Annotated in this window: 18 protein-coding genes; 13 read left to right on the forward strand and 5 right to left on the reverse strand. The window is 75.1% G+C overall.

Features of this window, described 5'->3' with window-relative positions; genetic code table 11:
* The first annotated feature begins 8 nt into the window (after positions 1 to 8).
* The 6 genes from ACIA8Q_RS26765 (at position 9) to ACIA8Q_RS26790 (ending at position 6,662) form a co-directional block, all read left to right on the forward strand.
* The gene (locus ACIA8Q_RS26765; RefSeq protein WP_360215859.1) at positions 9 to 1,007 is read left to right on the forward strand and encodes a sugar ABC transporter permease; all 999 of its coding nucleotides are present in this window, start codon (positions 9 to 11) and stop codon (positions 1,005 to 1,007) included.
* Between the two features lie 71 nt (positions 1,008 to 1,078).
* Positions 1,079 to 1,990 carry a carbohydrate ABC transporter permease gene (locus ACIA8Q_RS26770; RefSeq protein ID WP_360215862.1) on the forward strand — a complete coding sequence of 304 codons (912 nt, stop codon included), beginning with the start codon at positions 1,079 to 1,081 and terminating at the stop codon, positions 1,988 to 1,990.
* Positions 1,990 to 3,291 (forward strand): 6-phospho-beta-glucosidase, encoded by a 1,302-nt coding sequence (locus ACIA8Q_RS26775; RefSeq protein WP_387905949.1) that lies wholly within the window; start codon positions 1,990 to 1,992, stop codon positions 3,289 to 3,291. Before ACIA8Q_RS26770 ends, ACIA8Q_RS26775 begins: the two co-directional genes overlap by 1 nt.
* Positions 3,292 to 3,433: 142 nt before the next feature.
* On the forward strand, positions 3,434 to 4,462 hold the full coding sequence (locus ACIA8Q_RS26780) for an N-acetylglucosamine kinase (protein ID WP_396317783.1): 1,029 nt from the start codon (positions 3,434 to 3,436) through the stop codon (positions 4,460 to 4,462).
* A gap of 194 nt (positions 4,463 to 4,656) precedes the next feature.
* Entirely contained in the window at positions 4,657 to 5,235 is a 579-nt protein-coding gene (locus ACIA8Q_RS26785; RefSeq protein ID WP_360215870.1) for a hypothetical protein, read from the forward strand.
* Between the two features lie 230 nt (positions 5,236 to 5,465).
* On the forward strand, positions 5,466 to 6,662 hold the full coding sequence (locus ACIA8Q_RS26790; protein WP_360215873.1) for an MFS transporter: 1,197 nt from the start codon (positions 5,466 to 5,468) through the stop codon (positions 6,660 to 6,662).
* Positions 6,663 to 6,722: 60 nt separating this feature from the next.
* Here ACIA8Q_RS26790 and ACIA8Q_RS26795 read toward each other — a convergent pair whose 3' ends face one another.
* A complete protein-coding gene (locus ACIA8Q_RS26795; RefSeq protein ID WP_360215876.1) occupies positions 6,723 to 7,286 on the reverse strand; it encodes a DUF4291 domain-containing protein in 564 nt (187 codons plus the stop codon).
* Between the two features lie 257 nt (positions 7,287 to 7,543).
* The gene (locus tag ACIA8Q_RS26800; RefSeq protein ID WP_360215879.1) at positions 7,544 to 8,302 is read right to left on the reverse strand and encodes a tyrosine-protein phosphatase; all 759 of its coding nucleotides are present in this window, start codon (positions 8,300 to 8,302) and stop codon (positions 7,544 to 7,546) included.
* A 172-nt stretch (positions 8,303 to 8,474) separates the two neighbouring features.
* On the opposite strand from ACIA8Q_RS26800, the gene ACIA8Q_RS26805 reads away from it, so the two are divergent.
* The 7 genes from ACIA8Q_RS26805 (at position 8,475) to ACIA8Q_RS26835 (ending at position 22,230) form a co-directional block, all read left to right on the forward strand.
* On the forward strand, positions 8,475 to 9,233 hold the full coding sequence (locus ACIA8Q_RS26805; RefSeq protein ID WP_360215882.1) for a GntR family transcriptional regulator: 759 nt from the start codon (positions 8,475 to 8,477) through the stop codon (positions 9,231 to 9,233).
* Between the two features lie 311 nt (positions 9,234 to 9,544).
* A complete protein-coding gene (locus ACIA8Q_RS26810) occupies positions 9,545 to 10,660 on the forward strand; it encodes a helix-turn-helix domain-containing protein (RefSeq protein ID WP_360215885.1) in 1,116 nt (371 codons plus the stop codon).
* Positions 10,661 to 10,912: 252 nt separating this feature from the next.
* Positions 10,913 to 11,740, forward strand: a complete 828-nt coding sequence (locus ACIA8Q_RS26815) for a hypothetical protein (protein WP_360215888.1) — start codon at positions 10,913 to 10,915, stop codon at positions 11,738 to 11,740.
* Positions 11,741 to 11,939: 199 nt separating this feature from the next.
* Positions 11,940 to 13,958 carry a flotillin family protein gene (locus ACIA8Q_RS26820; protein ID WP_396317784.1) on the forward strand — a complete coding sequence of 673 codons (2,019 nt, stop codon included), beginning with the start codon at positions 11,940 to 11,942 and terminating at the stop codon, positions 13,956 to 13,958.
* A 182-nt stretch (positions 13,959 to 14,140) separates the two neighbouring features.
* On the forward strand, positions 14,141 to 19,150 hold the full coding sequence (locus ACIA8Q_RS26825; protein ID WP_396317785.1) for a DNA repair ATPase: 5,010 nt from the start codon (positions 14,141 to 14,143) through the stop codon (positions 19,148 to 19,150).
* Between the two features lie 1,040 nt (positions 19,151 to 20,190).
* The gene (locus tag ACIA8Q_RS26830; protein ID WP_360215897.1) at positions 20,191 to 21,144 is read left to right on the forward strand and encodes a methyltransferase domain-containing protein; all 954 of its coding nucleotides are present in this window, start codon (positions 20,191 to 20,193) and stop codon (positions 21,142 to 21,144) included.
* Positions 21,145 to 21,192: 48 nt separating this feature from the next.
* Positions 21,193 to 22,230, forward strand: coding sequence for a Rieske 2Fe-2S domain-containing protein (locus tag ACIA8Q_RS26835; protein ID WP_360215900.1), 1,038 nt, complete (start codon positions 21,193 to 21,195; stop codon positions 22,228 to 22,230).
* Positions 22,231 to 22,249: 19 nt separating this feature from the next.
* Here the strand turns inward: ACIA8Q_RS26835 and ACIA8Q_RS26840 are convergent, their stop codons facing one another.
* The 3 genes from ACIA8Q_RS26840 to ACIA8Q_RS26850 all read right to left on the reverse strand — a co-directional run bounded on the left by ACIA8Q_RS26840 (position 22,250) and on the right by ACIA8Q_RS26850 (position 25,675).
* Positions 22,250 to 22,438, reverse strand: coding sequence for a hypothetical protein (locus ACIA8Q_RS26840; RefSeq protein ID WP_360215903.1), 189 nt, complete (start codon positions 22,436 to 22,438; stop codon positions 22,250 to 22,252).
* Positions 22,439 to 22,851: 413 nt separating this feature from the next.
* Complete coding sequence (locus tag ACIA8Q_RS26845; RefSeq protein WP_360215906.1) at positions 22,852 to 24,603, reverse strand: FAD-dependent oxidoreductase; 1,752 nt, start codon at positions 24,601 to 24,603, stop codon at positions 22,852 to 22,854.
* 70 nt (positions 24,604 to 24,673) lie between these two features.
* Positions 24,674 to 25,675, reverse strand: a complete 1,002-nt coding sequence (locus tag ACIA8Q_RS26850; protein ID WP_360215909.1) for a diiron oxygenase — start codon at positions 25,673 to 25,675, stop codon at positions 24,674 to 24,676.
* Positions 25,676 to 25,787 lie beyond the last annotated feature (112 nt).

Here is a 25,787-nt window from a genome sequence, read left to right on the forward strand (position 1 = left end):
GAGCTCCCATGTCACTCGCGCTCGGCACCCGCAAGGGCACCGGCCCCACCGACCCGGCGGCGCCCTCCACGCAGCACCTGCTGCGCCGGAAGCGCCGCCGGGAGGCGGCCCGCACCCTCGCCTTCCTCTCCCCCTGGCTGATCGGCTTCGCGGTCTTCTTCCTCTACCCGCTGATCTCCACCGTCTACTTCTCCTTCACCAAGTACAACGGCTTCGGCGCCCCCACCCCGAACGGCCTGCAGAACTGGGACTACGTCTTCAACGACCTCCCGGCGTTCTGGCAGGGCCTGCGCAACACCCTGTGGCTGGTCGTCGTCATGGTGGGCCTGCGGGTCGCCTTCGGCCTCGGCATCGGACTGCTGATCACCAAGGTCAAGACCGGTGTCGGCTTCTTCCGCACCGCCTTCTACCTGCCCTACCTGGCACCGCCGGTGGCCGCCACCGTCGCCTTCGCCTTCCTGCTCAACCCCGGCACCGGCCCGGTCAACCACTTCCTCGGGGAGCTGGGGCTGCCGCAGCCCGGGTGGTTCGCCGACCCGAACTGGTCCAAGCCCGCGCTCACCATGCTCGCCATGTGGGGCATCGGCGACCTGATGGTCATCTTCATGGCCTCCCTGCTCGACGTCCCCAGGGAGCAGTACGAGGCGGCCGAACTGGACGGTGCCGGCCCCGTCCAGCGGTTCCGGTACGTCACGCTGCCGAACATCTCCCCGATCATCATGTTCGCGGTGGTCACCGGCGTCATCCAGACCATGCAGTACTACACCCAGGCGATCGTCGCCGGGAAGGTCGCCGGCGGCATCGCGGGCAACTCGGGCCAGCAGTTCGAACCCGGGTTCCCGCAGGGCTCCACCTGGACCCTGCCGCAGATGGTCTACAACCTCGGCTTCCAGCGCTTCAACTACGGCGCGGCGTGCGTCGTCGCCCTGGTGCTGTTCGCCATCTCGATGGCCGTCACCTCGGTCCTGCTCCGCCGCAACTCCGGCTTCACGGCGAGCGATGACTAGGGATCGTCAGACAAGCCCCAGCGCTCGCCGGCAGCAATCGACGGACCCGGCGGACCAGTGAGGACCCGATCATGACTCTCAGCTCCACGCTCACCCAGGCGCCCTCCCCGGCCGGCACCCCCCGCGCCCCCGGCACGGCCGCCGCCCGGGCCGCCCGGCGCCGCGCCCTGCTCAACTGGGTCGCCGTGCACTCCCTGGCCATCGCCGCCGCCCTGTTCTTCCTGCTGCCGTTCGTCTTCGCCTTCCTCACCTCGGTGATGACCGACCAGCAGGCGCTCACCACCGACTACTGGCCCACCTCCTGGGAGTGGGGCAACTACGGCAAGGTCTGGGAGACGCCCGGCTTCCTCACCTGGTGGCGCAACACCCTGCTCTACGCCGGCCTCGGCACCCTGCTGACCGTCGTCTCCAGCCTGCCGGTCGCCTACGCGCTCGCCAAGTTCCGCTTCCGCGGCCGCAACCTCGCCCTGATGGCCGTCATCGCCATGATGATGCTCCCGCCGCAGGTCACCGTCATCCCGATGTACCTGTTCTGGGCCAAGCAGCTCGGCCTCGGCGGCTCGCTCTGGCCGCTGGTCATCCCGATGGCCTTCGGCGACGCCTTCTCGATCTTCCTGCTGCGCCAGTTCCTGCTGACCATCCCCAAGGAGTACATCGAGGCCGCCCGGATCGACGGCTGCGGCGACCTGCGCACCCTGCTCAGGGTCGTCCTGCCGATGGCCAGACCGGCCATCGCCGCCGTCGCGCTGTTCCAGTTCTTCTACTGCTGGAACGACTACTTCGGCCCGCAGATCTACGCCAGCAACAACCACGACGCCTGGACCCTCTCCTACGGCCTGGAGTCCTTCAAGGGCGCCCACCACACCAACTGGAACCTCACCATGGCCGCCACCCTGCTGGTGATGGCGCCGGTGATCGTCCTCTTCTTCTTCGCACAGAAGGCCTTCATCGAAGGCGTGACACTGACAGGGGTCAAGGGCTGATGTCCGCACGCAAGTCCGCGCTCAAGCTGGCCATCGTCGGCGGCGGTTCGACGTACACCCCGGAGCTGATCGACGGCTTCGCCCGGCTGCGCGACACCCTCCCGATCGGCGAACTCGTCCTGATCGACCCGGCCGCCGAACGGCTGGAGCTCATCGGCGGCCTCGCCCGGCGGATCTTCGCCAAGGAGGGCCACCGGGCCACCGTCACCACCACCACCGACGTCGGGACGGGCGTCGCCGACGCCGACGCGGTGCTGCTGCAGCTGCGCGTCGGCGGCCAGGCCGCCCGCGACCGGGACGAGACCTGGCCGCTGGAGTGCGGCTGCGTCGGGCAGGAGACCACCGGCGCGGGCGGGCTCGCCAAGGCCCTGCGCACCGTCCCGGTCGTCCTGGACATCGCCGAGGAGGTCCGCCGGACCAACCCGGACGCCTGGATCGTCGACTTCACCAACCCCGTCGGCATCGTCACCCGCGCCCTGCAGGGCGCAGGCCACAAGGCCGTCGGCCTGTGCAACGTCGCCATCGGCTTCCAGCGCAAGTTCGCGGCGCACCTGGGCGTCGCCCCGGAGCTGATCCGGCTGGACCACGTCGGGCTCAACCACCTGACCTGGGAGCGCGGGGTCACCCTGCTCGACGCGCCGGGCGCGGCCGGCGGGCGCGAGGTGCTGCCCGAACTGCTCCGCGGCTTCGGCAAGGAGATCGCCGCGGACCTCCACCTGCCGCAGCCCCTGGTGGAACGCCTCGGCGTCGTCCCCTCGTACTACCTGCGGTACTTCTACCAGCACGACGCGGTCGTCGAGGAACTGCGGGCCCAGGGCTCGCGGGCCGCCCAGGTCGCCGAGATCGAGCGCCGGCTGCTGGAGATGTACGCCGACCCGGCCCTCGACACCAAGCCCGAGCTGCTCGGCCAGCGCGGCGGCGCCTTCTACTCCGAGGCCGCCGTGCAGCTCATCGCCGCCCTGCTGGGCACCGACGGCGGGACGTCCGTCCAGGTCGTCAACACCCGCAACGACGGCGTGCTGCCGTTCCTGCCCGACGACGCCGTCGTCGAGGTGCCCGCCGAGGTCGGCCCCGACGGCGTCCGCCCGCTGCCCCAGCGCCCGCTCGAACCGCTCTACGCCGGCCTCGTCGCCGCCGTCACCGCCTACGAGCACCTCGCCCTCGACGCCGCCCTGCACGGCGGCCGCGACCGGGTCTTCGACGCCCTGCTCGCCCACCCGCTGGTCGGCCAGATCGAACTCGCCGACCGGCTCACCGATCGGCTGCTCGCCCACAACCGCGAGCACCTCGCCTGGGCCTGACGCCCCGGAGACGGCCCGGCCCGCGAGACGAGGGTGTCGCGGGCCGGGCCGGTGCGAGGAGACCGACCACCCCGGCCGGTACACGGCCGGGCACCCCCGGCCGACGACCACGGCCGGGCCACGTACGAGCCGCGGGGACCTGATGACCCACCAGCCCGAACCACTCCTGCCCGGCGTCCTCGCCATCGACGCCGGCAACTCGAAGACCGATGTCGCCCTGATCGGGCTCGACGGCACCGTCCGCGGCACCGCCCGCGGCGGCGGCTTCGCACCCCAGCGGATCGGCGGCGCCGCAGCCGTCGCGGGCCTCGCCCCGCTCGTGCGGGAGGCCGCCGCCGCGGCCGGCCACCCGTCCTGGAACGGCGTCCTCACCAGCCACGTCAGCGCCTGCCTCGCCAACGCCGACCTGCCGGTCGAGGAGGAGGGCCTGCGCAGGGCGCTGGAGGCCCACCCCTGGGGCGCCAGCAACACCGTCGTCAACGACACCTTCGGCCTGCTGCGGGCCGGCACCGACGGCCCGCGCGGCGTCGCCGTGGTCTGCGGCGCCGGCATCAACTGCGTCGGCCTGCTGCCCGACGGCCGCACCGCCCGCTTCCCCGCCCTCGGCGAGCTCACCGGCGACTGGGGCGGCGGCTCCGGCCTCGCCGCCACCAGCATGTGGCACGCCGTGCGCGCCGAGGACGGGCGCGGCGGGCCCACCGCGCTCGCCCCCGCCATCGCCGCGCACTTCGGGCTGCCCAGCGCCGGCGCCGTGGCCGAGGCCGTCCACCTCGGCCAGCTGCCGCCCGACCGGCTGCACGAGATCGTCCGGGTGCTGTTCGCGGTCGCCCGGGACGGGGACGCCGTCGCGCTGGAGCTGATCGACCGGCAGGCCGACGAGATCGTCCGGCTGGCCGTGGTGGCGCTCGGGCGGCTCGACCTGCTCGACAGCCCGGCCCCGGTGGTCCTCGGCGGCGGAGTGCTCGCCTCCCGGCAGCCGCTGCTGCTGGACAACCTGACGGCCCGGCTGGCGCGGGCGGCCCCGCTGGCCCGTCCGCGGGTCGTCGTCGCACCGCCGGTGCTGGGCGCCGCGCTGCTGGGGCTCGACCACCTCGGGGCCGGGGCCGGGGCGCAGGCCCGGGTGCGCGAGGCGTACGAGGTGCCGCGGCCGGTGGCCGAGCCGGTGCGCTGAGGCCGGCCGCGGGCCGGCCCGGGGCGGTGGCCGCCTCCCCGCCTCCTGAGGCGCCCGTCTCCCGAGACCCCCACCCCCTGAGACCCCCGCCCCCGCCGGATCCGCACGTCCGGCGGGGGCGGGAACCACGCCCCGTGCACCGGGCGTGAGACCTGGGTGACGACGTCCGCCCGCCGCTCGGAGACACTAGTGCCATGGCCGTGCACCGAACCCTCCTCGCCGCCCTGTTGACCTGTTCCGCTGCAGCCGCGACCCTCTCCGCCTGCACCCCCGCCGACTCGGCGCCCACCGTGGCCGCCGCCTCGGCCGCCGCCGTCGCGGACGGCGCGTACGACGACGAGGACGACCAAGACGGGGACCTCGGCGGCCCCGAGCCCACCATGGACACCTCCCCCGCGCCGGTCGTCGAGTGCGCCACCCCGACCCCGACCGAACGCCCGGGCCACACCGTCCTGGTGGTCGTCGCCGTGGAGGGCACGGAGGTCGTCGCCCAGCCCGCGCGCTACCTCTGCGACGAGGCCCGCTACGAGGCCTCCGGCGAACCGGCCCGCTACGGCTTCGCGTCGGCGGGGGTCGAGGCCAGCCTGGTGGACCGGCCGAACGTCGACCCGACGAAGCCGGTGCGGCTGGAGGAGGTGCTCGGCCACCTGGAGGAGTGCCTGGGCGAGCGGGACCCGGGGAGCACCGAGGGCTGCTACGGGAACGCGTACGACGTGGTGCTGGACTCGCACGGCCGGATCATGCGGATCGGGGAGATCGCGGAGCAACCGTGACGGGGCGGCGTGCGGTCTCGGTACGGCAGCGGCGCGCGGTCTGCGTCGCGGTCTGCGTCGCGGTCCTGGTGCGGCAGCCCTGACGGGGCGGTGTGGAGCCGCCACGGCGGCTCGGCGAGCGGTCGGCGTGACGGGCGGAGCGGGGTGGTCGCCGGCGGGCCGGTCCGCCGCCCCGTCCAACTGGTAGACACACCTGCCGGATCGCCCGTCCCTCTGATGAGCTGCGACGCATGGGAGACGACCAGGACGGCCGGCAGCGGTGGATCGTGCTCGCCGTCGGCATGGTCGCGATGATCTCCGGCTGCGCGTTCCAGTTCGGCCTGCCCTACCTGATCCCCGCCCTGCGCGACGAGGGCCTCTCCCTGTCGCAGGCCGGGCTGCTGGCCGCCTGCCCGACCGCCGGGCTGGTCCTGACGCTCACCGCCTGGGGCGCGGCCGCGGACCGGTGGGGCGAGCGGTGGGTCCTGGCCTCCGGCCTCGGCCTCGGCGGGCTGGTGCTGCTGGCCGCGACGACGGTGCACGGGACGGTCGCCCTCGGCGCGTGCTTCCTGCTGGCGGGCGCGGCCGGGGCCTCCGCCCACGCGTCGAGCGGGCGGCTGATCCTCGGCTGGTTCCCGGCCCGGCAGCGCGGCCTCGCGATGGGCCTGCGGCAGACCTCGCTGCCGCTGGGCGTCGCGCTGGCCGCCCTGCTGCTGCCGCCGCTGGCCGCGCACGGACGGGCCACGGCGCTCGCGGTCCTCGGGGCGCTGAGCACGGCCTCGGCGCTGCTGGTCGCGGCGGTGGTCCGCGATCCCGCACGGCCCGGACCGGGCGCCGGCGGCCGGGCGGCCAATCCGTACCGCACCCCGGTCCTGTGGAGGCTGCACGGGGCGGCCACGCTGCTGGTGGTGCCTCAGTTCACCGTGTCGGTCTTCGCCCTGGTCTTCCTGGTCGACGAACGCGGCTGGTCCCCGTCGACGGCCGGTCCGCTGCTGGCCGGCGTGCAGGTGGCCGGGGCGGGCGCACGGCTCGCGGCCGGGCGGTGGTCCGACCTGGCCGGCAGCCGCACCGGCCCGATGCGGCGGCTGGCGCTCACCGCGGCGGCCGTCCTGGCCGCACTCGCCACCGGGGCGCTCGCGCACTCGGCGGCCGCCACGGCGGCGCTGATGGCCGCCGGGGTGCTGACGGTCTCGACCAACGGACTGTCCTTCACCGCCGTCGCCGAGTACGCGGGCGGCGCCTGGGCGGGCCGGGCGCTCGGGGTGCACACCACCGTGCAGAACGCCGTCGCGGCCGGGGTGGCGCCGACGGCCGGCGCGCTGATCGGGGCCGCGGGGTACGGCTGGGCGTACGGGCTGGCGGCGGTGTTCCCGCTGCTCGCGGTGGCGGTGCTGCCCGGGGCCGGCGGGCGGGGCGGCGAGGCCAGGCCGAGCGGGCCGGACTGCTGACGATCGGGTGGCCGGACGTCAGCCGTCAGACGTCCGCCGTACGCCGTACGCCGTACGCCGTCAGCCGAGGCCGATGCGGGCGGCGAGCGCGGCGGGTGCCGGGTACGGCCGCTCGGGCGGCAGCAGGCGCTGGGCCCTCGCCGACTGCCCGGTGCGGACCAGCGCGGCGATCCGGTGCACCCGTGGCGTGAGGTCGGTGATGCCGGTGACCCACTCCTCGGCGAAGGTGCGGATCAGCGAGCGGCCGACGCCCACCTGGATGCTGTAGTGGTTGAGAGCGGCCCCGCGCAGCGTCCGCTCCGGATCCCACTGCACGTGCACCTCGGCGCGCCCGAGTCCGGCCGGGTCCGCGGTGGTCGGCACCGCCCGGGCGAGCGCCTCCTCCCAGCCCTCGCGGGTGATCCGGACGGCCAGCACCCGGGTCTGGCCCGGCTTCTGCGCCCAGTTGCTGCGGTGCATCAGCCAGCGGAACGACGGCTTGATCCAGGTCATCCGCCCGAAGGAGAACGGCGGTACGAAGCGCCCGGCAGCCAGCGCCGGTTCGGCGACGGCGGGCGCGTACGCCTGGTACAGCACGATCGTCCGGTCGTCGAAGTCGGCGCGGATCTCGCGCAGCGCGGTCATCGGTTCCTGTCCCCCTCGCCCCCGTGCGGGTGGATCGCAGGCTGCCAGCGGGGCGGGCGCCGCCGCAACGGGATTTGCCGCCGGGGCGCCGGGGCCGGCGTCGGGGGTCCCTTCGCGGCGGCGGGGTCCGGGCCGCGGACGGGGGCGCAGGCCGGGCAAGGAAGGGCCCGAACGTACGCCGGGGCAGGGCCAGGGTCGGGCGCAGGCCCGGGACGGGGGCAGCGCCGTGCGGCGTCCCCGGCCCCGGGCCGGCGTCGTCAGACGGTCACGACGGCCGCCTTGGCCCGGAAGGCGGCGAGGGTGGCGGTGGGCACGCCGCAGGCGGGGAGGAAGGCTTCGGCGCCCCCGTGACGGGTGCGGACGCGGTCGAGGAAGACGGCCATCGCCTCGGCCGGGGCCTCCAGCAGCGGTGCGGGGATGGCGAGTTCACGGCCGGCCGAGTCGGTGACGCGGGCCTTCCGGTCGTTGAGCGCGGTGCGGTGGCGTTCGGCGAGGCCGGCGAAGATCTGCGGGAGGGCGTCGGCGGTGCGGGCGTAGTCGGCCACGATCCGCTCGGCGGGCACGCCGAGGAGGTCCAGCAGCAGGGCGGTCAGCAGGCCGGTGCGGTCCTTGCCGGCGGCGCAGTGGAGCAGGACGGCGCCCGGGCGGGCGGCGGCCTCGACGGCGGCGGCGACGGCCCCGGGGGCGGACTCGGCGAGGAGCACGTACCAGTCGCCGAGGTCGGCGGCGGTGGCCATGGTGCGCATCCGCTCGGTGAGGCCGTCGGTGGCGGGGTTCACCGGGGCGGCGACGACGGCTATCCCGGCGGCCTCGGCGGCGGCCCAGTCGGCGGGGTCGGTCTCGCGGGTGTCGCGCAGGTCGACGACGGTGCGGATGTCGCAGCCGCGCAGCTGGGCGACGGTGGCCTCGTCGGCGGCCGGGAAGGGCTGCGCGGAGCGGAACAGCACCCCGGGGCGGATCCGCCGGCCGTCGGGGTCGCTGAGGACGGCGGGGTCGCGGAAGTTGACCAGGGACATGCGCGGGCCTTTCGGGTGGAGCCGGACGAGGGAAGAGCAGGACATCTAGACGTCTAGATGTCTAGCCCCTCCCCGGGGTGCCGGGCAAGCCGACGCGGACCGCGACACCCCTCCATCCCACTCCCGCGCACGAGTCCCGTCGAACGGAGGGAGGCTTCGTAGGATCGGGCGTATGGCGACGAACCCTCCCGATACCCCGCTCTACCGCCGGCTGGCCCGGCGCCTCCAGGAGCGGATCGACGCCGGCACCTACCCGGCCGGCGCCCGGCTGCCGAGCGAGCCCGAGCTGAGCACCGAGTTCGGGGTGAACCGGCTGACCGTCCGGCAGGCGGTCGCGGAGCTGGAGCGCGCCGCCGTGGTGGAGATCCGGCGGGGCGTGGGCACCTTCGTCCGCCCGCCCGCCGTCCGCGTGTCGATCGCGGTCGACCCGCGCAGCCAGCGGTTCGACCTGGGCAGCGTGCACACCGCGCTGCCCGACGCGCCGGGCGGCGACGGCGAGTTCGTGCTGGGCGCCCCGCCGGTGGCCGGCTCGGCGGAGGACGAGGAGGCAGCCCGGCAGCTGGGGCGCGGCACTGCCGAACTGTCCCGGGTGGACACCGTCATCCGCCTCGGCGGGCGGCCCCGCGCCGCGTGCAGCTACTGGGTGCCGTTCGGCCCGCTCCCGGCCGACCTGGTGCGCCCCGGACGGCCCGGGAACCTCGTGCTGGACCTCGCCCGGGCCGCCGGGGTGAAGCTGGAGTACGACTGGCGGGCCTTCGGGGCGGTCGGCGCGGACCTCACCGACGCCGAGCTGCTGGGCGTCCCGCCGGGCACCGCCCTGCTGGTCCGCGAGGGCGTCAGCTGCACCCCGGACGGCGCGCCGGCGCTCTACGTACGGCGGCGGATCGACGGCAGCAGCGCCCGTTTCGTGCTGCACTTCCGCGAGCCCTGACGGAGGCGGTGGCGGGAGCGGTGAGGCGGGGCCCCGAGCGGGGGTCGGGGCGGCGGGGTCCGCGGGAACGGCGGGGTCGGGGTGGCGGGGTCCGCGGGAGCGACGGGTTCGGGGTGGCGGGGTCCGCGGGAACGGCGGGGTCGGGAACGGCGGCGCGTCCGCTCTCCGGCACGTCCGTCGGCCCTGGCCGCGGCTCCGGCGGCAGCAGACCGGGAGCCCACCCCGCAACGGTTCGGGCCGTATGGATCCTGCTAGGGTTCCGCGCCGGATCATGCCGGATCATCAGGTGTCACGGGGGGCGAAGCACGGCGATGTCCGAAGGGATGGCGCACGACGTACCGGCCGAACTGGCCGAGGTGTACCTCACACTGCTGGCCGACGTCTCCCGCACCGGGAGACTGCTGCGCCGCGACGAGTTGGACCGCCTGCGCGCACTGGGCGAGCACAGCGCCGAGGCCGGGTACGGGCTGCGCGAGCTGGTCTCGCACTGCCTGTCGGCCACCCGGCGGGCCTGGCAGACGCTGCCGGGCATCACCGCCGCGAGCGCCGTCGGCGAGCTGCGGCGGATGGGCGACGCCGTGCTGACCGCCGCCGACGCCGCGCTCGCCGCACTCGGCGAGGGGCACGAGCGCGCACAGCGCATGGCGGTCCGCCAGGAGGAGGCGGCCCGGCGGGAGTTCATCGACGACCTGCTGTACGGCCGGGCGGACCTCGGCCTGCTGGCCGAGCGCGCGGAGCGGTTCGGGCTGCGGCTCGCGGGCGCCTACACGGTGGCCGTCGCGGTGGGCGACCAGCCGTTCGCCGACGTCCACCCGCTCGTCAACCGGGTGGAACGGGAACTGGTGGGGCGGTTCGGCGAACGGGACGTCCTGCTGGCCAGCAAGGACGGCCGGCTGGTGTGCATCGCCCCGGACTCCGAGCGGGCCGTGCTGGAGGCGTTCGCGGACCTGACGCTGCGCCCCGGCCCCGGCTACCGCCCGGTGCTGCGGGTGGCGACCGGGCGCCGGCACTCGGGGGCGAGCGGGGTCCTGCGCAGCTACGAGGAGGCCCTGGACGCACTGGACTACGCGAGCCGGCTGGACCTCCCGGCACGCCAACTGAAGGCCGAGGAACTGCTGGTGTTCCCAGTGCTGATGCGCGACCGGGCCGCGATGGCCGACCTGGTGCGCAGCGTGCTGGGCCCGCTGAGCGAGGCACGGGGCGGCGCCCGTCCGCTGCTGGAGACCATCGCGGTGCAGGCGGAGGCGGCGTACGTGAACGCGGAGGCGGCCCGCCGGCTGGGACTGAGCGTGCGCACGCTCGGCTACCGGCTGGAACGGATCAAGGCGCTCACCGGGTACGACCCGTCGGACGCGCTGCAGCGCTTCACCCTGGAGACGGCGGCGATGGGGGCCCGGCTTCTCAACTGGCCGGAGGAGCCGCTGTAGCGGGGGCGGCACGGCGGGAACGCGGGGCCGGCGGGCCTCGGGGGCGTCCGCGGCGCGGGGCGGCGGGACCGGGTCGCTGTCGCGGTTCTGCAGCCGTCCTGTTGCCGGGCCGTTCCGGTGGCGGGCGGAACGCTCGTTCCAGGGTGTCAACAGGCCGTAAAGATTGCCGGGTCCTGGCAATGTGCGGACGGCCCGTCCGCTGTCACGATCTCCGTGGCGCCGAGGTGCGGCGCCGTCGGAGAGGTGGGGGGCGTGGCCGGGACGGGGGACTTCTTCGCGGCCGCGCTGGCCTTCCCGACGGCGCTGTTCAGCTTCGCGCTGGTGGTGGTCGTCGGCTACTGGCTGCTGATGCTGCTCGGCGGGCTGGGCTTCCACGCCCCGCACGCGGGGCACGGCAGCGGACACCTCGACGCCGGACACCACCTGGGGGCCGGTCACCACCTCGGGGCCGGTCATGGCGGGCACCTCGGGGCCGGTCATGGCGGGCACGGTGGCGGGGGGCACGCGGCCCACGGGGGGAACGGGGGGCGTGCCGCGCCCGGGGGGAGCGCGGCGCACGGGGGGAACGGGGGCTCCGGCGAGCGGGGCGGACACGACGGCGAGGGTCGCGGCGCCCATCACCACGGGGGTGTGCTGGGCGCGCTGGGCCTCGGCGGGGTGCCGGTGACGGTGGCGGTCTCGCTGCTGGTCGCGCTCGCCTGGTTCGTCAGCCTCGCCGGCACCGTCCTCACCTCGGGGGCGCCGGCCCGCGGCGGCGTGTTCGCCGTGGCGCTGGTCGCCTCGTGGGCGGGCACGCGGCTGCTCGTCCGGCCGCTGTCCCGGCTGTTCCCCGAGGACCGCCCGGTGACCCGGGGGGACTTCGTCGGCCGCGTCTGCGTGGTCCGGACCGGCCGGGTGACGACCGGCTTCGGACAGGCCGAGGTGACCGCCTGGGACGGCTCCACCGCGACCGTCCAGGTCCGGACGCTCGGCGACGAGCCCGGGCTGACGGCCGGCCGCACCGCGCTGATCTTCGACTACGACACCGACGGCGAGCACTTCCTGGTGGCGCCGTTCGACCCGGACCTCCCCGACGGGTAGAGCTCCCGGGCTCCCGGGCTCCCGGCCTGCGCGGGCGGGCAGGAGGGCCGGTGCACCGCCCCCCCCCGGACCGGCCGCCCCCGGACCGCCCGTGCCCCCGTGCCGTTCCGGCCGGCGCCTCCCACCACCCGCACCGCCCGACCACACCGCCCCACCGACCACCTCTCACCTTCGCACCATCTCGTCAAAGGACTCCGTGATGGACACCATCGCCGTGGGTTTCGGCGTTCTCGTCGCCGTCGTCCTGCTCATCGTGCTCGCCCTGCTGCTGTTCGTGGGACGCCTGTTCCAGAAGGTCGAGCAGGGCAAGGCACTGATCGTCTCCCGGACGAAGAAGGTGGACGTCACGTTCACCGGCGCGATCGTCCTGCCGATCCTGCACAAGGCCGAACTGATGGACATCACCGCCAAGACGGTCGAGATCCACCGGGCCGGCCGGGACGGGCTGATCTGCCGGGACAACATCCGGGCCGACATCCGGATCTCGTTCTTCGTGCGCGTCAACAAGACCGTCGAGGACGTCGTCAAGGTCGCGCAGTCGATCGGCACCGTCCGGGCGAGCGACCCGGCCGCCATCCAGGACTTCTTCGCCGCCAAGTTCGCCGAGGCCCTGAAGACCGTCGGCAAGCAACTGGACTTCACCGACCTCTACACCCACCGGCACGAGTTCCGGGACCAGATCATCGCGGTCATCGGCACCGACCTCAACGGCTACACCCTCGAGGACGCGGCCATCGACCACCTCGAGCAGACCCCGATGAGCCAGCTGGACGCCGACAACATCCTGGACGCCCAGGGCATCCGCAAGATCACCGAGCTGACCGCGATCGAGCACGTGCGCACCAACGAGTACCAGCGCACCGAGGAGAAGGAGATCACCCGGCAGAACGTGGACGCCCGGGAGACCGTCCTGGAACTCGAACGCCGCCAGGCCGACGCCGAGATCCGCCAGCGCCGCGAGATCGAGACGCTGCGGGCCAAGGAGGACGCGGTGATCGCCCGGGTGCAGGAGGAGGAGCGGCTGAACGCCCAGACCGCGTTCCTGCGCACCGAGGAGCTGCTCGGCGTGCAGCGGGAGAACCAGGCCCGCGAGGTCGCGGTGGCGCAGAAGAACCGCGAGCGGGTGATCGCCGTGGAGAACGAGCGGATCGAGAAGGACCGCCTGCTGGAGGTCATCGGCCGCGACCGGGAGACCGAACTCGCCTCGATGGCCAAGCAGAAGGAGGTCGAGTCCCGCCGGCGGGAGGTCGCCGACGTGGTCCGCGAGCGGGTCGCGGTGGAGCGGACCGTCGCCGAGCAGGAGGAGGCCGTCAAGACGCTGCGCGCCACCGAGGAGGCGGAGCGCGTGCGCAAGGCCGTGGTCATCCAGGCCGAGGCGGAGGCGCAGGAGCGGCTCGTCAAGGACATCAAGGCCGCCGAGGCCGCCGAGCAGGCCGCCTCGCACAAGGCCCGCGAGGCCCTGGTGATGGCCGAGGCCCGTCAGCAGGCCGCCGAACTGGACGCGACCGCCAAGATCCGGATGGCCGAGGGCATCCGGGCGGAGGCCGCCGCCGAGGGTCTGGCCCAGGTGCAGGTGCGCGAGCAGGAGGCCGCCGCGGTGGAGAAGGTCGGCCGCGCCGAGGCCGTCGTCCAGACCGAGAAGGCGAAGGCCGCCGCCCTGGAGGTCGGCGCCAGGCTGAAGGCGGAGGCCGAGGGCCTGACCGAGAAGGCCGCGGCGATGGCCAAGCTCGACGAGGCCTCGCGCGGGCACGAGGAGTACCGGCTGCGGCTCGCGGCCGAGAAGGACGTCCGGCTGGCCGGGCTCGACGCCCAGCGGCAGATCGCCGAGGCCCAGGCGGCGCTGGTCGCGGCCGGCCTCGAGAAGGCCAAGATCGACATCGTGGGCGGGGACGGGGTGTTCTTCGACCGCCTGGTGCAGTCGGTGACGGCCGCCAAGAGCGTCGACGCCTTCGTCGGCCACTCGCAGACCGCCCAGGCGCTCGCCGCCCCCTGGCTGGACGGCAGCGCCAGCTTCACCGAGGACCTGACCAGGGTGCTCTCCTCGGTCTCCACCGCGGACGTGCAGAACCTGACGGTGTCCGCGCTGCTGATGCGCATGATCGGCTCGGGCGGCGGCGAGCAGGCCGGACAGCTGCGCCAGCTGCTGTCCACCGCTCAGAAGCTCGGCCTCGCCGAGACCCCGGTCGGGTCGCTGGCGGCGGTCAACGGCAGCAGGTGAACCACCGGTGCGGGGGGGTGCGGCCGGCGACGGACGGCCGCACCGCACCCCACCCGCGCCGGCACCGGCACCGGCACCAGCACCAGCACCAGCACCGCTTCGCGCGGCACCCGCACCCGCACCCGCACCCGCACGCACCGCACGTACCGCACCATCGCGACGCACGAGACCGAGGAACTGACGTGGACCCCCTCGACGCCCGGCCGGACGCCGGCACCTACGAGGTCCTGCGCGGCCGGCTCGCCCGGTCTGCCGCCGAACTCGCCGACCGGGCCCAGGCGTTGAACGCCCGCCGGGTGGCGGAGTTCGGCGGCGGCCTGCTCCGGCTCACCGGCACCGGCCGCCTCACCACCGAGCGGGAGCGCCTCCCGCAGGACCTCACCGCCACCGGCGGGCTGCTGCTGCTCGGCACCCGGCCGGGCGGCGGCTCCCCCGACCCTGCGCCCGGCTCCCCGGCGTCCCCCGGCTCCCCGGCGTCCCCCGGGTCCCCGGTTTCCGCCGCATCGCCGTCCGACGCGGAGAGCCCCGCGGGCACCGTTGGGCCGGGCGGCACGGCCGGCGGCCTCGCCGACGTCCTCAGCCTCCACCACCCCGACCTCACCCCCGCCCGCGTCGAGGGCACCCTGCTGGACGACCCGCGCCTGCGCCAGGACCTCGCCGACCTGCGCCGCTACTTCCGCGACGCCCGGCTGGAACGGCTCCGCCCGGTCGGCGGCCGGCTGCTCGCCGTCTTCCGCACCGGCCCCGCCGCGAGCGACGTCCGGGCCCTGCGCTGGCAGCTCGCCGACCACGGCTGGCCCGTCTACCAGGACGGCCGCGGCGAACGCGACCACACCCCCGCCGACGGACAACAGCTCGCCTGGACCGCCCTCACCCGCGACGACCAGCTGCCCGGCGCCCCCGGCAGCCCGCCCCGCGCCGACCTCGGCGGCGATCTGCGGATCGGCGTCGACGGCGGCCGGCTGACCCTCGGCACCCCCGACGGCCGGGACCTGCACCACGAGCCGCTCACGGAGACCCTGCAGACCCTCGCCGACGCGCAGATCGCCCACACCCGGCTCGGCCCCCTGCTGCTGGTGCGCGTGCGCCCCTACCAGGAGCACACCGTCCGGCACCTCGTCTGCCACCTGCCCACCGGCCGGATCACCCGCATCGACGCGCTCGGCCAGGCCTGCCTGCGGCTGCCCGCCGACCAGGGCGTCGCCTTCCCCGGCGGCCACCACCTCGCCGACGGCACCGTCCGCACCTTCGACCAGCCCGTCGACGGCCTGGCCTACGAACGCACCCTCGTCTCGCCCAACGGCGAGGACGTGCTGTACGAGTTCCGCTCCCCCGCCGACGGCCGCACCCTGCTCCAGCCGTACAACAGCGTCCGCCAGGACACCGCCGCCCCCCTGCCCTGCCAGGGGTACGCGCTGCTCCCCGACGGCACCCTGATCGCGCTGCGACCGGCCGAGGGCGGCCCCACCCGGCTGCACCCCGTCCAGCTGTGGCAGACCCCGTTCACCAGCGAGCAGTACGCCGCCGCCCAGCCGCCCGGCACCGGGCCGCTCGCCCGCATCGGCAACGCCGACCTCGTCCGCGGCCTCGCCGACTGCCTCTCGCTGGCCCGGCTGGCCGCCGCCGGCGCCGACACCCCCGCCGGGCACCAGGCCGTCCTCGCCGCCTGCACCCGCACCGCCGACCGGCACCACTGGCTCGGCCAGCCCGGCCTCGGCGACCTCGCCGCGCCGCTCGCCGAGATCCGCGACACCGCCCGGCAGGTCATCGCCGAGTACGAGGCCGTCGCCGAACTCACCGCGCACGCCGCCCGGCAGACCGACGAGTGCGCCGAACACGTCGAGGGCCTGCTGCGCACCGCCCGCGGCGAGACCCTCGCCGACGCCACCGAATGGGTCGACCGGCTCGCCGGGCTGCGCCGTGCCCAGGGCCGGGTCGAGGCCCTGCGCGACCAGCCCCGCACCGACCCCGACCGGATCGACGCGCTCGCCGCCCACCTCGCCGAAGGCCTGGCCGAAGCCGCCGCCCGCGCCGTCGACCGGCTCGCCGAACCCGACGCCTTCGCCCCGCACCGGCGGCGCGCCGACGAACTCGCCGACCGGTGCGCCGTCATCGCCACCGCCGCCGAGGCCGACCCGCTGGCCGCGCGGCTCACGGAACAGGGCGAGACGCTGCAGACCGTCTCGGAACTCGTCGGCACCCTCGACCTGGCCGACGCCACCACCCGCACCGCCATCCTCGACCGGCTCGCCGACGTCCTCGGCCTGCTCAACCGCGCCCGCGCCACCCTCACCGTCCGCCGCCGCGAACTGCGCACCCGCGAGGCCGCCGCCGAGTTCGCCGCCGAAACCGCCCTGCTCGCCCAGGCCACCACCGCCGCGCTCGCCGCCGCCGACACCCCCGAGGACTGCGACGACCAGCTCGGCCGGCTCCTGCTGCGGATCGAGCAGCTGGAGACCCGCTTCGCCGACGCCGACCCCGCCCTGGGCGAACAGCTCACCGAGCGGCGCACCGCCGTCCACGACGCCCTCACCGCCCGCCGCCAGCACCTGCTCGACGAACGGGCCCGCCGCGCCGACCGGCTCGCCGCCTCCGCCGAGCGCGTCCTCGACACCCTGCACCGCCGGCTGTCCGCCCTGGACGCTCCCGCCGAGATCGACGCGGCCCTCGCCGCCGATCCGACCGCCGTCAAACTCCGCTACCTCGCCGCCCAGTTGACCGCGCTCGGCGACCGCGTCCGGGCCGAGGAGCTGACCGGACGGCTGCGCGCCGCCCGCAGCCGCGCCCACCGCGCGCTGCGCGACCGGGCCGAACTCGCCGGCGACGGCCCCGGCACCCTGCGGCTGGGCCGCCACCTGTTCGCCGTCACCACCCACCGACCCGAACTCACCCTCGTCCCCTGGCGCGGCCGCCCCGCCTTCACCCTCACCGGCACCGACTACCGCTCCCCCGTCACCGACCCCGCCTTCGCCGCCACCGAGCGGTACTGGGACCGGCCGCTGCCCTCCGAGACGCCCGCGCTCTACCGGGCCGAGTACCTCGCCGCGAGCCTGCTGCTGGCGGCCGAGGCGGGTGGGGCCGGTGGGGCGGGCGGGCTCGGCGGCCCTGGTGCGCTGGACGGGTCGGGCGGGTCGGGCGGGTCGGGCGTGTTGGGCGGGCTCGACGGGCCGAAGGGCCTGGGCGGGTCGGGCGGGCCGAACGGGCTGGACGCGCTCCGGGCGGAGGGCGACCTGCTGGAGGTGGTCCGCCGCGCCGTCGAACGGCGGCCCGACGAGGGCTACCAGCGCGGCGTGCACGACCACGACGCGGCGCTGCTGCTGCGCACCCTGCTGGAACTCCACGCCGAGGCGGGCCTGTTGCGCCACCCGGCGGCCGCCCGGGCAGCCGCGCAGCTGTACTGGGCGCACGGAGCCGACCAGCGGCAGCGACTGGTGTGGCACACGCGGGCCCGGTCGCTCGGCCTCGCCCGCCAGGCCTTCGGCGCCGTCCCGGCCCTGGACGCGCTCGCCGCCGAACTCGACTCCGCCGTAGCCGACTTCGCGGCCGAGGTGCTGCCCGGGGCCCGCCCCGGCGGCCAGCCCGCGGGCGGCGCTGGCGACCCAGCCGGTGCCGGCCCCTATCTGGTGGCCGAACTCGCCTCCGCAGAACCGGCGTTCGCGCTATCGCCCGGGGCGTCCGCCCTGCTCGACAAGTTCCGCGCCGCAGCCGAGTCGGCCGGCCTCACCGAGGCCCTCGCCGCCCTCCCCGACGAGCCCGAGCTCCTCCCCGCCCGTCGCCAACTCGCCCGGGCCTGGCTGGATTCCGGCAGCGCCGACGCCGACCCGGCCGACCTCGCCGAGGCCACCGCCGTCCTCCTCTGCCCCGACCTGCCGCGCCGCCCCGCCGACGGCGCCGTCACCGCCCGGCCCACCGGACTCCTCGGCGACCACCCCCGCGTCAGCGCCGGCGCCCTCGACCTCCGTCTCGACGAACTCCTCGCCCGGGTGGCCGAGTTCGAGCGGGACGACGCCCCCGGGTACCGCGCCTACCAACGCCTGCGCGGCGATCTGCTCGCCACCGAGCACGCCCGGCTACGGCTCGACCAGTACCGCCCGGCCCCGCTCGACGGCTTCGTCCGCAACCGGCTCATCGACGAGGTCTACCTGCCGCTGGTCGGCGACAACCTCGCCAAGCAGCTCGGCACCGCGACCGGGGGCCCCGTCGACCGCAGCGGCCTGCTCCTCCTGGTCTCCCCGCCCGGCTACGGCAAGACCACCCTCGTCGAGTACCTCGCCGAACGGCTCGGCCTGCTGCTGGTCACCGTCAGCGGCCCCGCACTCGGCCACCGGGTCACCTCCCTCGACCCCGCCGAGGCCCCCGACGCCACCTCCCGGCGCGAGCTCGAGAAGCTCAACTTCGCCCTCCACGCGGGCAGCAACGTGCTGCTCTACGTCGACGACGTCCAGCACACCTCGCCCGAGTTCCTGCAGCGCTTCATCCCGCTCTGCGACGCCCAGCGCAGGATCGACGGCGTCTGGGACGGCGAGGCCCGCGAGTGGGACCTGCGCGGCAAGCGCTTCGCCGTCGTCATGGCCGCCAACCCGTACACCGAGTCCGGCCGGCTCTTCCGACTGCCCGACATGCTCGCCAACCGCGCCGACGTCTGGAACCTCGGCGACGTCATCGCCGGGCGCGACGACCTCTTCGCCCTCAGCTTCGTCGAGAACGCCCTCCCCGCCAACCCCCACCTCGCCCCGCTCGCCACCGCCGACCGCGCCGACCTCGACACCCTGCTCGCCCGCGCGGCCGGCACCCCCGGCGCCTCCCCCGGCACCCTCACCGGCTCCTGGCCCGCCGCCGAGGTCGAACGGATGACCGCCACCCTCGCCGGCCTGCTCCACCTGCGCGCCACCGTCCTCGACGTCAACCGCGCCTACCTCGCCTCCGCCGCCCAGGACGACCGCACCCGCACCGAGCCGCCGTTCCTCCTGCAGGGCTCCTACCGCACCATGACCGGACTCGCCCAGCGCCTCGACCCGGCCCTCACCCGCCCCGAACTCGACGCCCTGCTCACCGACCACTACCGCGCCGAGGCCCAGCCCCTCGGCGCCGACGCCGAGGCCCAGCTCCTCAAACTCGCCGCCCTCCGCGGCCGGCTCACCGAGCCCCAGGCGGCCCGTTGGGAGGAGCTGCGGCGCCCCTGGCAGCAGTGACGGCGACGACCGACCCAGGACGGCGTCCGCCAGCTCCGGCCACAGGTCGCGCTCGGGTGCCGCCGACTCGAACATGTGGTTCGACCCGCGCAGGCGCTCGTAGGAGGCGATCAGCAGGTGCGCGATCCGGTCGGTCTCCGCCGGCAGCCGGTCGTGGATGAGGTCCGTCCACCCGACCGGGTGCGGTCCGGCCAGGATGCCCCGCCGCGGATCGAAGTAGCCGCCCTCCTTCCGGGACTCCTCCCGCACGACGAGGAGGCGCGGACACCGCGCGAGGTCGTCCCGGGGTACGAGAGGGTCGAGGCGATGGGCGGCTTCGTCACACAGTTCGCGGATCCGGTCGCGATCTTCCCCGGCGACGATGGCGACCCGGAGGACCGCCCGGGCCGGCACCTCCGGCGGCAGCTCGCGGGCGAGGTGGGCGATCGGGACCAGCCGCTGGAATCCGTCGATGCACTGGACTCCCGCGAGGCCGAGTCGGCCCTCGCCGCCGCGGCGGCCCGGCGCCCGGCGGAGGCTCTCCACCCCGAGGACGACGGGCGGCCCGACCACGCCGGCCTCCTCGGGCCGCAGTCGGAGTGTGGCCGCGAAGTCCCGGTTCCCCGCGCTCTCCGACCGGTGGCCCCGCCGGCTCCCCGACACGACCGCCGCATCGGGCATGTCGGCGAGCGCCATCAGTTCGGTCGCCTCGATCGGCGCGACCCGGCGACCGTCGATCGCCACGACGTGGCGCGCCTTGGTGATGTGGCGGTCGGGAGCCGCTCGGGTGTCCGCCGCCGGCGAGAGACCCGGCCGGGCGCCGAGCGGCACGTGGTTGTCGTTCATGGCCGGTTCACGGCTGGTTCATGGCCGGTTCGTTGCCGGTTCGTGGCGGTTCAAGGCCGCGCGGCCAGGGAGGTTGCGGCGCCCGCGGGTCTCACCCCGGGCCGAACAGACCAGTCTCGTGATCAGCTGGTCCTACGACCGCACTATCGCGCCCCGCGAGCCCTCCGCGCGTGGCGCGACCGGATGGAACCGCGGCCCGCGGCTAGCTTGACCGCATGGGCGCTCAGGAACTCGATCTCACCGGGCTGCGCCGGGTCTACGGGCGCACCGGCAGCCGGCTCTTCTACACCCGGGTGGCCAGGAACGCCCGCCACTGGGGGTGGACGGAACCGGGGCAGTCGAAGTGGCGGCTGTGGCGGGCCCAGCGGCAGCTGGAGGACGTGCTCGGCCGCAAGCTGGCACTGCCGGCCGGCGCCTCGGTGCTCGACGCCGGGTGCGGGGCGGGGGTGGTGGCACGGGCCATGGCGGACCGGTTCGGGCTCGCCGTGACCGGCGTCGACGTCCTCGACATCCACCTCGCCGAGGCCCGCCGGCTCAGCGCCCGGGCCGCGGGCGGGGGCGGAGCCGGGGCCAGGGCCGGAGCCAGGGCCGCTGCTCCGCCGTCGTTCTCCTGGGGCGACTACCACCGACTCCCCTTCGAGGACGACACCTTCGACGGCGCGTACTCGATGGAGACGCTCGTCCACTCCTACGACCCGCCGCGCGCGCTGGCCGAGTTCCACCGGGTGCTGCGCCCGGGCGGGCGGCTGGTGCTGCTCGGCCCGATGAGCACCGTTCCGCTGGACGAACTCACCCCGCAGGCCCGCTCGGTGCTCGAACCGTACCTGGACGCCATGGTGTTCCCCGGCGCGAAGATCTACCACGCCCGCAACATGCCGCAGCTGCTCGCCGACGCCGGCTTCGAGGTCGAGGAGGCGCTGGACGCGACGCCGTACTACGAGCCCACCTCGGAGGCGGTGTACGCGTACTTCCGCCTGCCGTGGGCGGTGCTGCGTCGGGTGGGCGATCCGGCGCGCTGGCTCAACCTCCGCTCCACGGTGGAGATGTACGCGGTCCGGGAGTACATCGCCTGGTACGTGCACACCGCCGTCAAACCGGCCGCCCGCCCGGCCACCGGGCCGCGGGCCGTACCGGCCGGACCAGTGGTCGGCCCGGATCCCGCGGGGTAGCCGGCCCGGGAGACGTGCCCGGCAGGACCCGAGCCGAAGAGGTGACCGATGGCCCAGCGCGCCGACCGCCCCGCCCCGCTGCCGTACCCGAGCGGCTGGTTCTGCGTCGGCCGCGTACGGGACCTGCCGCCCGGGCGGGTGCGCACGGCCCGGCTGATGGGCGAGGACGTGGTGCTGTACCGGACCGGGCGGGGCGTGGTGCGCGCGATCGGGCCGCACTGCCCGCACCTGGGCGCGCACTTCGGGGCGGGCGGAACCGTCCGCGGCGAGGAACTGGTCTGCCCGTTCCACGGCTTCGCCTTCGGCCTGGACGGCTCCTGCACCGGCGCGCCGGACGGCGCCCTGCTGCGGGCCGGACTGACCGGACGCCACCTGTGCGAACGCGACGGCGCACTGTTCGTCTGGAGCGGACCCGACGACGGGCCGCCCACCTGGCAGCTGCCGCCGCCGGTGGGGGTGCGGCCGCGCGCGTGGTGGAGCGGCGAAGTGCTCTCCCACCCGCAGGAGGTGATGGAGAACAGCGTGGACTTCCGGCACGTCGCCGTGCTGCACGGGCTGGACACCCGGGAGACGGCGCCGCCCGAGGTCGACGGACCGCTGTTCACCGTCCACCAGCGCACCACCACCCGGTTCCCCGGGCTGGGGGCGGTCGCCCTGGACCAGCCGGTGACGCTGGCGGGGCTCGGGATGATGCGGCTGGTCGCCGAACTGCCGGAGCTGGGGGCCACGTTGCGGGTGTGGGTGCTGCCGACGCCGGTCGGGCCCTGGCGGACCAGGGTGCGGTTCGCGGTCGCGACCGGCTCCACCGGTGGCACGGCGGGCACGGTCGACCTCACCGGTGGGGCCTCCGGCCCGTTCTCCGGTCTGGTCTCCGGGGCTGCCGACCGACTGGCCTCCTGGGTGGCGCTGCAGGCCTCCGTACGGATCATCAAGCAGGACCGGCCGGTCCTGGCCCACAAGCGGTACCTGGCACAGCCGCGGCTCGTCCCCGGGGAACGGTCTATCGGGCTGTTCCGTCGTTGGGCCCGGCAGTTCTACCCGGATCTCGCCCCGGAAGCCGACCCGGAAGCAGAGCGCTCAGGCTGAGGGCCGCTCCTGCTGCCGGTCACCCGTACCCGCCCGGCTCGGCGAGCGCCTCCCACACCGGATCCGGCAACCCGGGGACCGTCCGCCCCTCGGCCCGCCACGCCCGTGCCAGTTCGGCATAGATGGGCGCGTCCGGCTCGAACTGCAGCGAGCTCTCAGCGTCCTGCAGGAACGTTTCTTCGACCGGCTCCCGTCGAGACGCCGGCATCACCCCAAAACCACTCACACCCACCCAACGCACCCCACCCACACCGGGACACGGCGGTGTCAACCCCACGGCCCCGGCATCAACCCCGCCACGGGCCCAAATTGCTACGCGGGGGGGGAATTATGTAGACCGGTCTACAGGAATGGGCCCGCAGCCGCGCTGGCGTAGGAAGTCGACCCAGCCGACTTCCTACGCGCTCTGGCCCATCTTCGACCCAGCAACAGTGACTATGTAGACCGACCGACATATTCGCTTTCATCCCGCCCGGTCGCAGGCAAGAGCGCGAGAAGTCGGCCGGTCCGACTTCTCGCGCCCACCGTGCGACGCACGGGCTCAGCCCTCTACCCCATGAGCAATGAATCTGTAGACCGGCCTACATATTCGTTGAGGCCGCCCCACCCGCCCGGGCTCGCCTACTTCCGGCGAGAGGCTGCCAGGAGGTCCGGGACGGTGGCGAGCTTCACCCGGGGGCGGCCCTCGGCTTCTCCCCGGGCGCGTTCCGCACGGTCCACCGCGCGCAGCTCCCTGAGGCCGACGGCGTCGGGGCGGCGGCGGTGGACGAGGCGGTCGAGGTCCTTGCGGGTCCCCGCCGGGGCGGCCAGCACCCGGGCCGCGGCGTCGTCGAGGAGCGCGTCCACGGTCTCGCGGGCGCAGGCCCGGTTGGCGCCGATCCCGCCGGACGGTCCGCGCTTGGCCCAACCGACCACGTACGTCCCCGGCACGGGCCGCCCCGTCGCCGGGTCGACGACCCGGCCGCCCTGGTGCGCGACGGTCGCCGTCCGCTCGTCGAAGGGCAGGCCCGGCACCGGCACGCCCCGGTGACCGATGGACCGCACGACCAGTCCGGCCCGGAGGACATCCGTCTCCCCGGTGGGCTCGGCCCGGTCGCCGGCCGCCATGGTGGTCCGGACGACACTCACGGCCTCGACCCGCCCGCGCCCGACCGCCCCGGCAGCACCGACCACACCGACCGCCCCGGAAGCGCCGGCACCTCCGGGCCGTACCGCTGCGACCGACCCGTCCGCCTCCGCCGCCCCGCTCAGGGCGGTCGGCGCGGACAGGAAGCGCAGCACGATCCGGCGCCCCGGCCGCGGTGCGTCGCCTCCGTCGAACGGCACCAGCGGCAGCCCGGCCAGCAGTGCGGCCTGCGAGTCCGGCGCCGCCGTCTCGATCGCCGCCCGCACCTCCGGGTGGTCCTCGACCACCACCTCGACGCCCGGCAGGCGCCGCAGCGCGAGGAACTCCGCCCTGGTCCACGCGGCCTGTCCGGGCCCGCGCCGGGCGAGCAGCACGACCTCCCGCACCCGGCTGCGGCGCAGCGCGGCGAGGGCGTGGTCGGCGATGTCGGTGGCGGCGAGCCGGTCCGGGTCGGTGAGCAGGATGCGGGCGATGTCGACGGCGACGTTCCCGTTGCCGACGACCACGGCCCGTTCGGCGGTCAGGTCCACGGCGTCGGCCGGCACCGTCGGCTCGGCGTTGTACCAGCCGACGAAGGTGGTCGCGGGCAGGCTTCCGGGCAGGTCCTCGCCGGGGATGCCGAGCCGCCGGTCGGCGGCCGCGCCGACCGCGTAGACGACGGCGTGGTGGTGGGCGGCGAGTTCCTCGTGGGTGAGGTCCGTGCCGACCTCCACGTTGAGGTGCATCCGCAGCCTGGGGTCGTGGAAGACGCTGGCGAAGCTCTCCGCGATCCGCTTGGTGGACTGGTGGTCGGGCGCGACGCCGTGGCGCAGCAGGCCGCCGGTGACGGGCAGCCGGTCGATCATGGTGATCTCGGCGCCGGTGCTGCGCAGCAGCTCCTGCGCGGTGTAGCCGGCGGAGGGCCCGGTGCCGACGATGGCGACGCGCAGGGTGCCGAGGCCGTCGGGGAGACTGCGCGGGAAGGTCGGCGCGCCCCAGGCGTGGTCGCTGGGGTGGTCGCGGTACCAGTCCCGGTTGAGGTCGCCGAACACGGTGTCGGGGCCGCGCAGCCGGTCGACGGGGAACACCGCGTCGACCGGGCAGGCGTCCGCGCAGGCACCGCAGTCGATGCACGCGGCGGGGTCGATGAACAGCATGTCGGTGGTGCCGAACTCCGGTTCGTCCGGGGTCGGGTGGATGCAGTTGACCGGGCAGACGGAGACGCAGGAGGCGTCGTTGCAGCAGGTCTGGGTGATCGCGTAGGCCATGGCGCGGGTGGGGTCCTCGCTGCGCGGTGGTGGGGTGGGCGGGCGCCCGGGTCGACGGACTGACGGAACGTCAGAGCATGTTCACCCGGCGGTAGATGGCGGCCGACCGGGCGGTGATCAGGCCGGTCTCCGCGAGGAAGGCCATCAGGTGGCGGGAGCTGGTGCGCATCATCGCCTTGCGGTGTTCGTTGGCCCGCGCCTCGGCGAGCGCCCGTTCGACGTCGAGCCCGGCGGCCCGGTAGACGCCGGGGTGGACCATGCTGCTGACGATGACGTACGCGCCGACGGCGATCCCGGTGGCCGAGGCGCGCCGGCGGCCGGGGCCGGCGTGGCGCATGCGTTCGCGAATCTCCTGCCGGGCGAACTTCATGTGCCGTGACTCCTCGACCACGTGGATCCGGGAGGTGCCGCGGACGATCTCCAGGACGTTCTCGCCGCGCATCCAGTCGCGCTGCATGACGTCGAGCACCTCCTCCGCCACCAGGATTCCCCCGTAGGCGAGTTCGCCCTTCGCGAGCGCCTTGAAGGCACGCCCGGCCTGGGCGATCAGCTTGTTGGGCCGGTAGGCGGGGACGCCCATCTTCTCGCAGGCGCGGGCGAACATGATCGAGTGCCGGCACTCGTCGGCGATCTCGGTGAGGGCGAACTGGAACTCGGCACTGGCCGGGTTCTTGAGGTACTGGTCGCGCAGCACCATCTGCTGGAGGATCATCTCGAACCAGATCCCGGTGTTCATGATCGAGCAGACCTCGTGCCGGGTGAGGGTGACCCGCTGCTGCTCGGTCATCTCGTCCCACAACCTGGTGCCGTAGAGGGTGCTCCACTCCGGGTTGAGGCCGTAGTGCTCGTCCGGGAGGGGCGCGTCCCAGTCGATCTCGGTCGAGGGGTCGTAGGAGAGGGTGGCGGCGGACTCCAGCAGCCGCTTCGAGACGTCGTCGTCGGCCGCGGTGTGCGCGTGCGAGCGGTCGGGACGACCGACGGGCGCCCCGGTCGTCGCGTCGACCGACGCACCGGCCGTTGCTCCGGTGGTCCCGCCCGTGGTCGCTCCGGTCGTCGCGTCGGTGAGAGCCATGGCTGCCTCCAGGGGCCTGCTCCTGCGGGTGCCCGCTCACCCGCTTATTAGACGGACAGTACAATAAGAGCCCGTTCCCGAGAACCCCCTGCGCAGCACCCGACAGGTGCAC

The sequence above is a fragment of the Kitasatospora sp. NPDC051705 genome (assembly GCF_044453265.1).
GTDB lineage: Bacteria > Actinomycetota > Actinomycetes > Streptomycetales > Streptomycetaceae > Kitasatospora.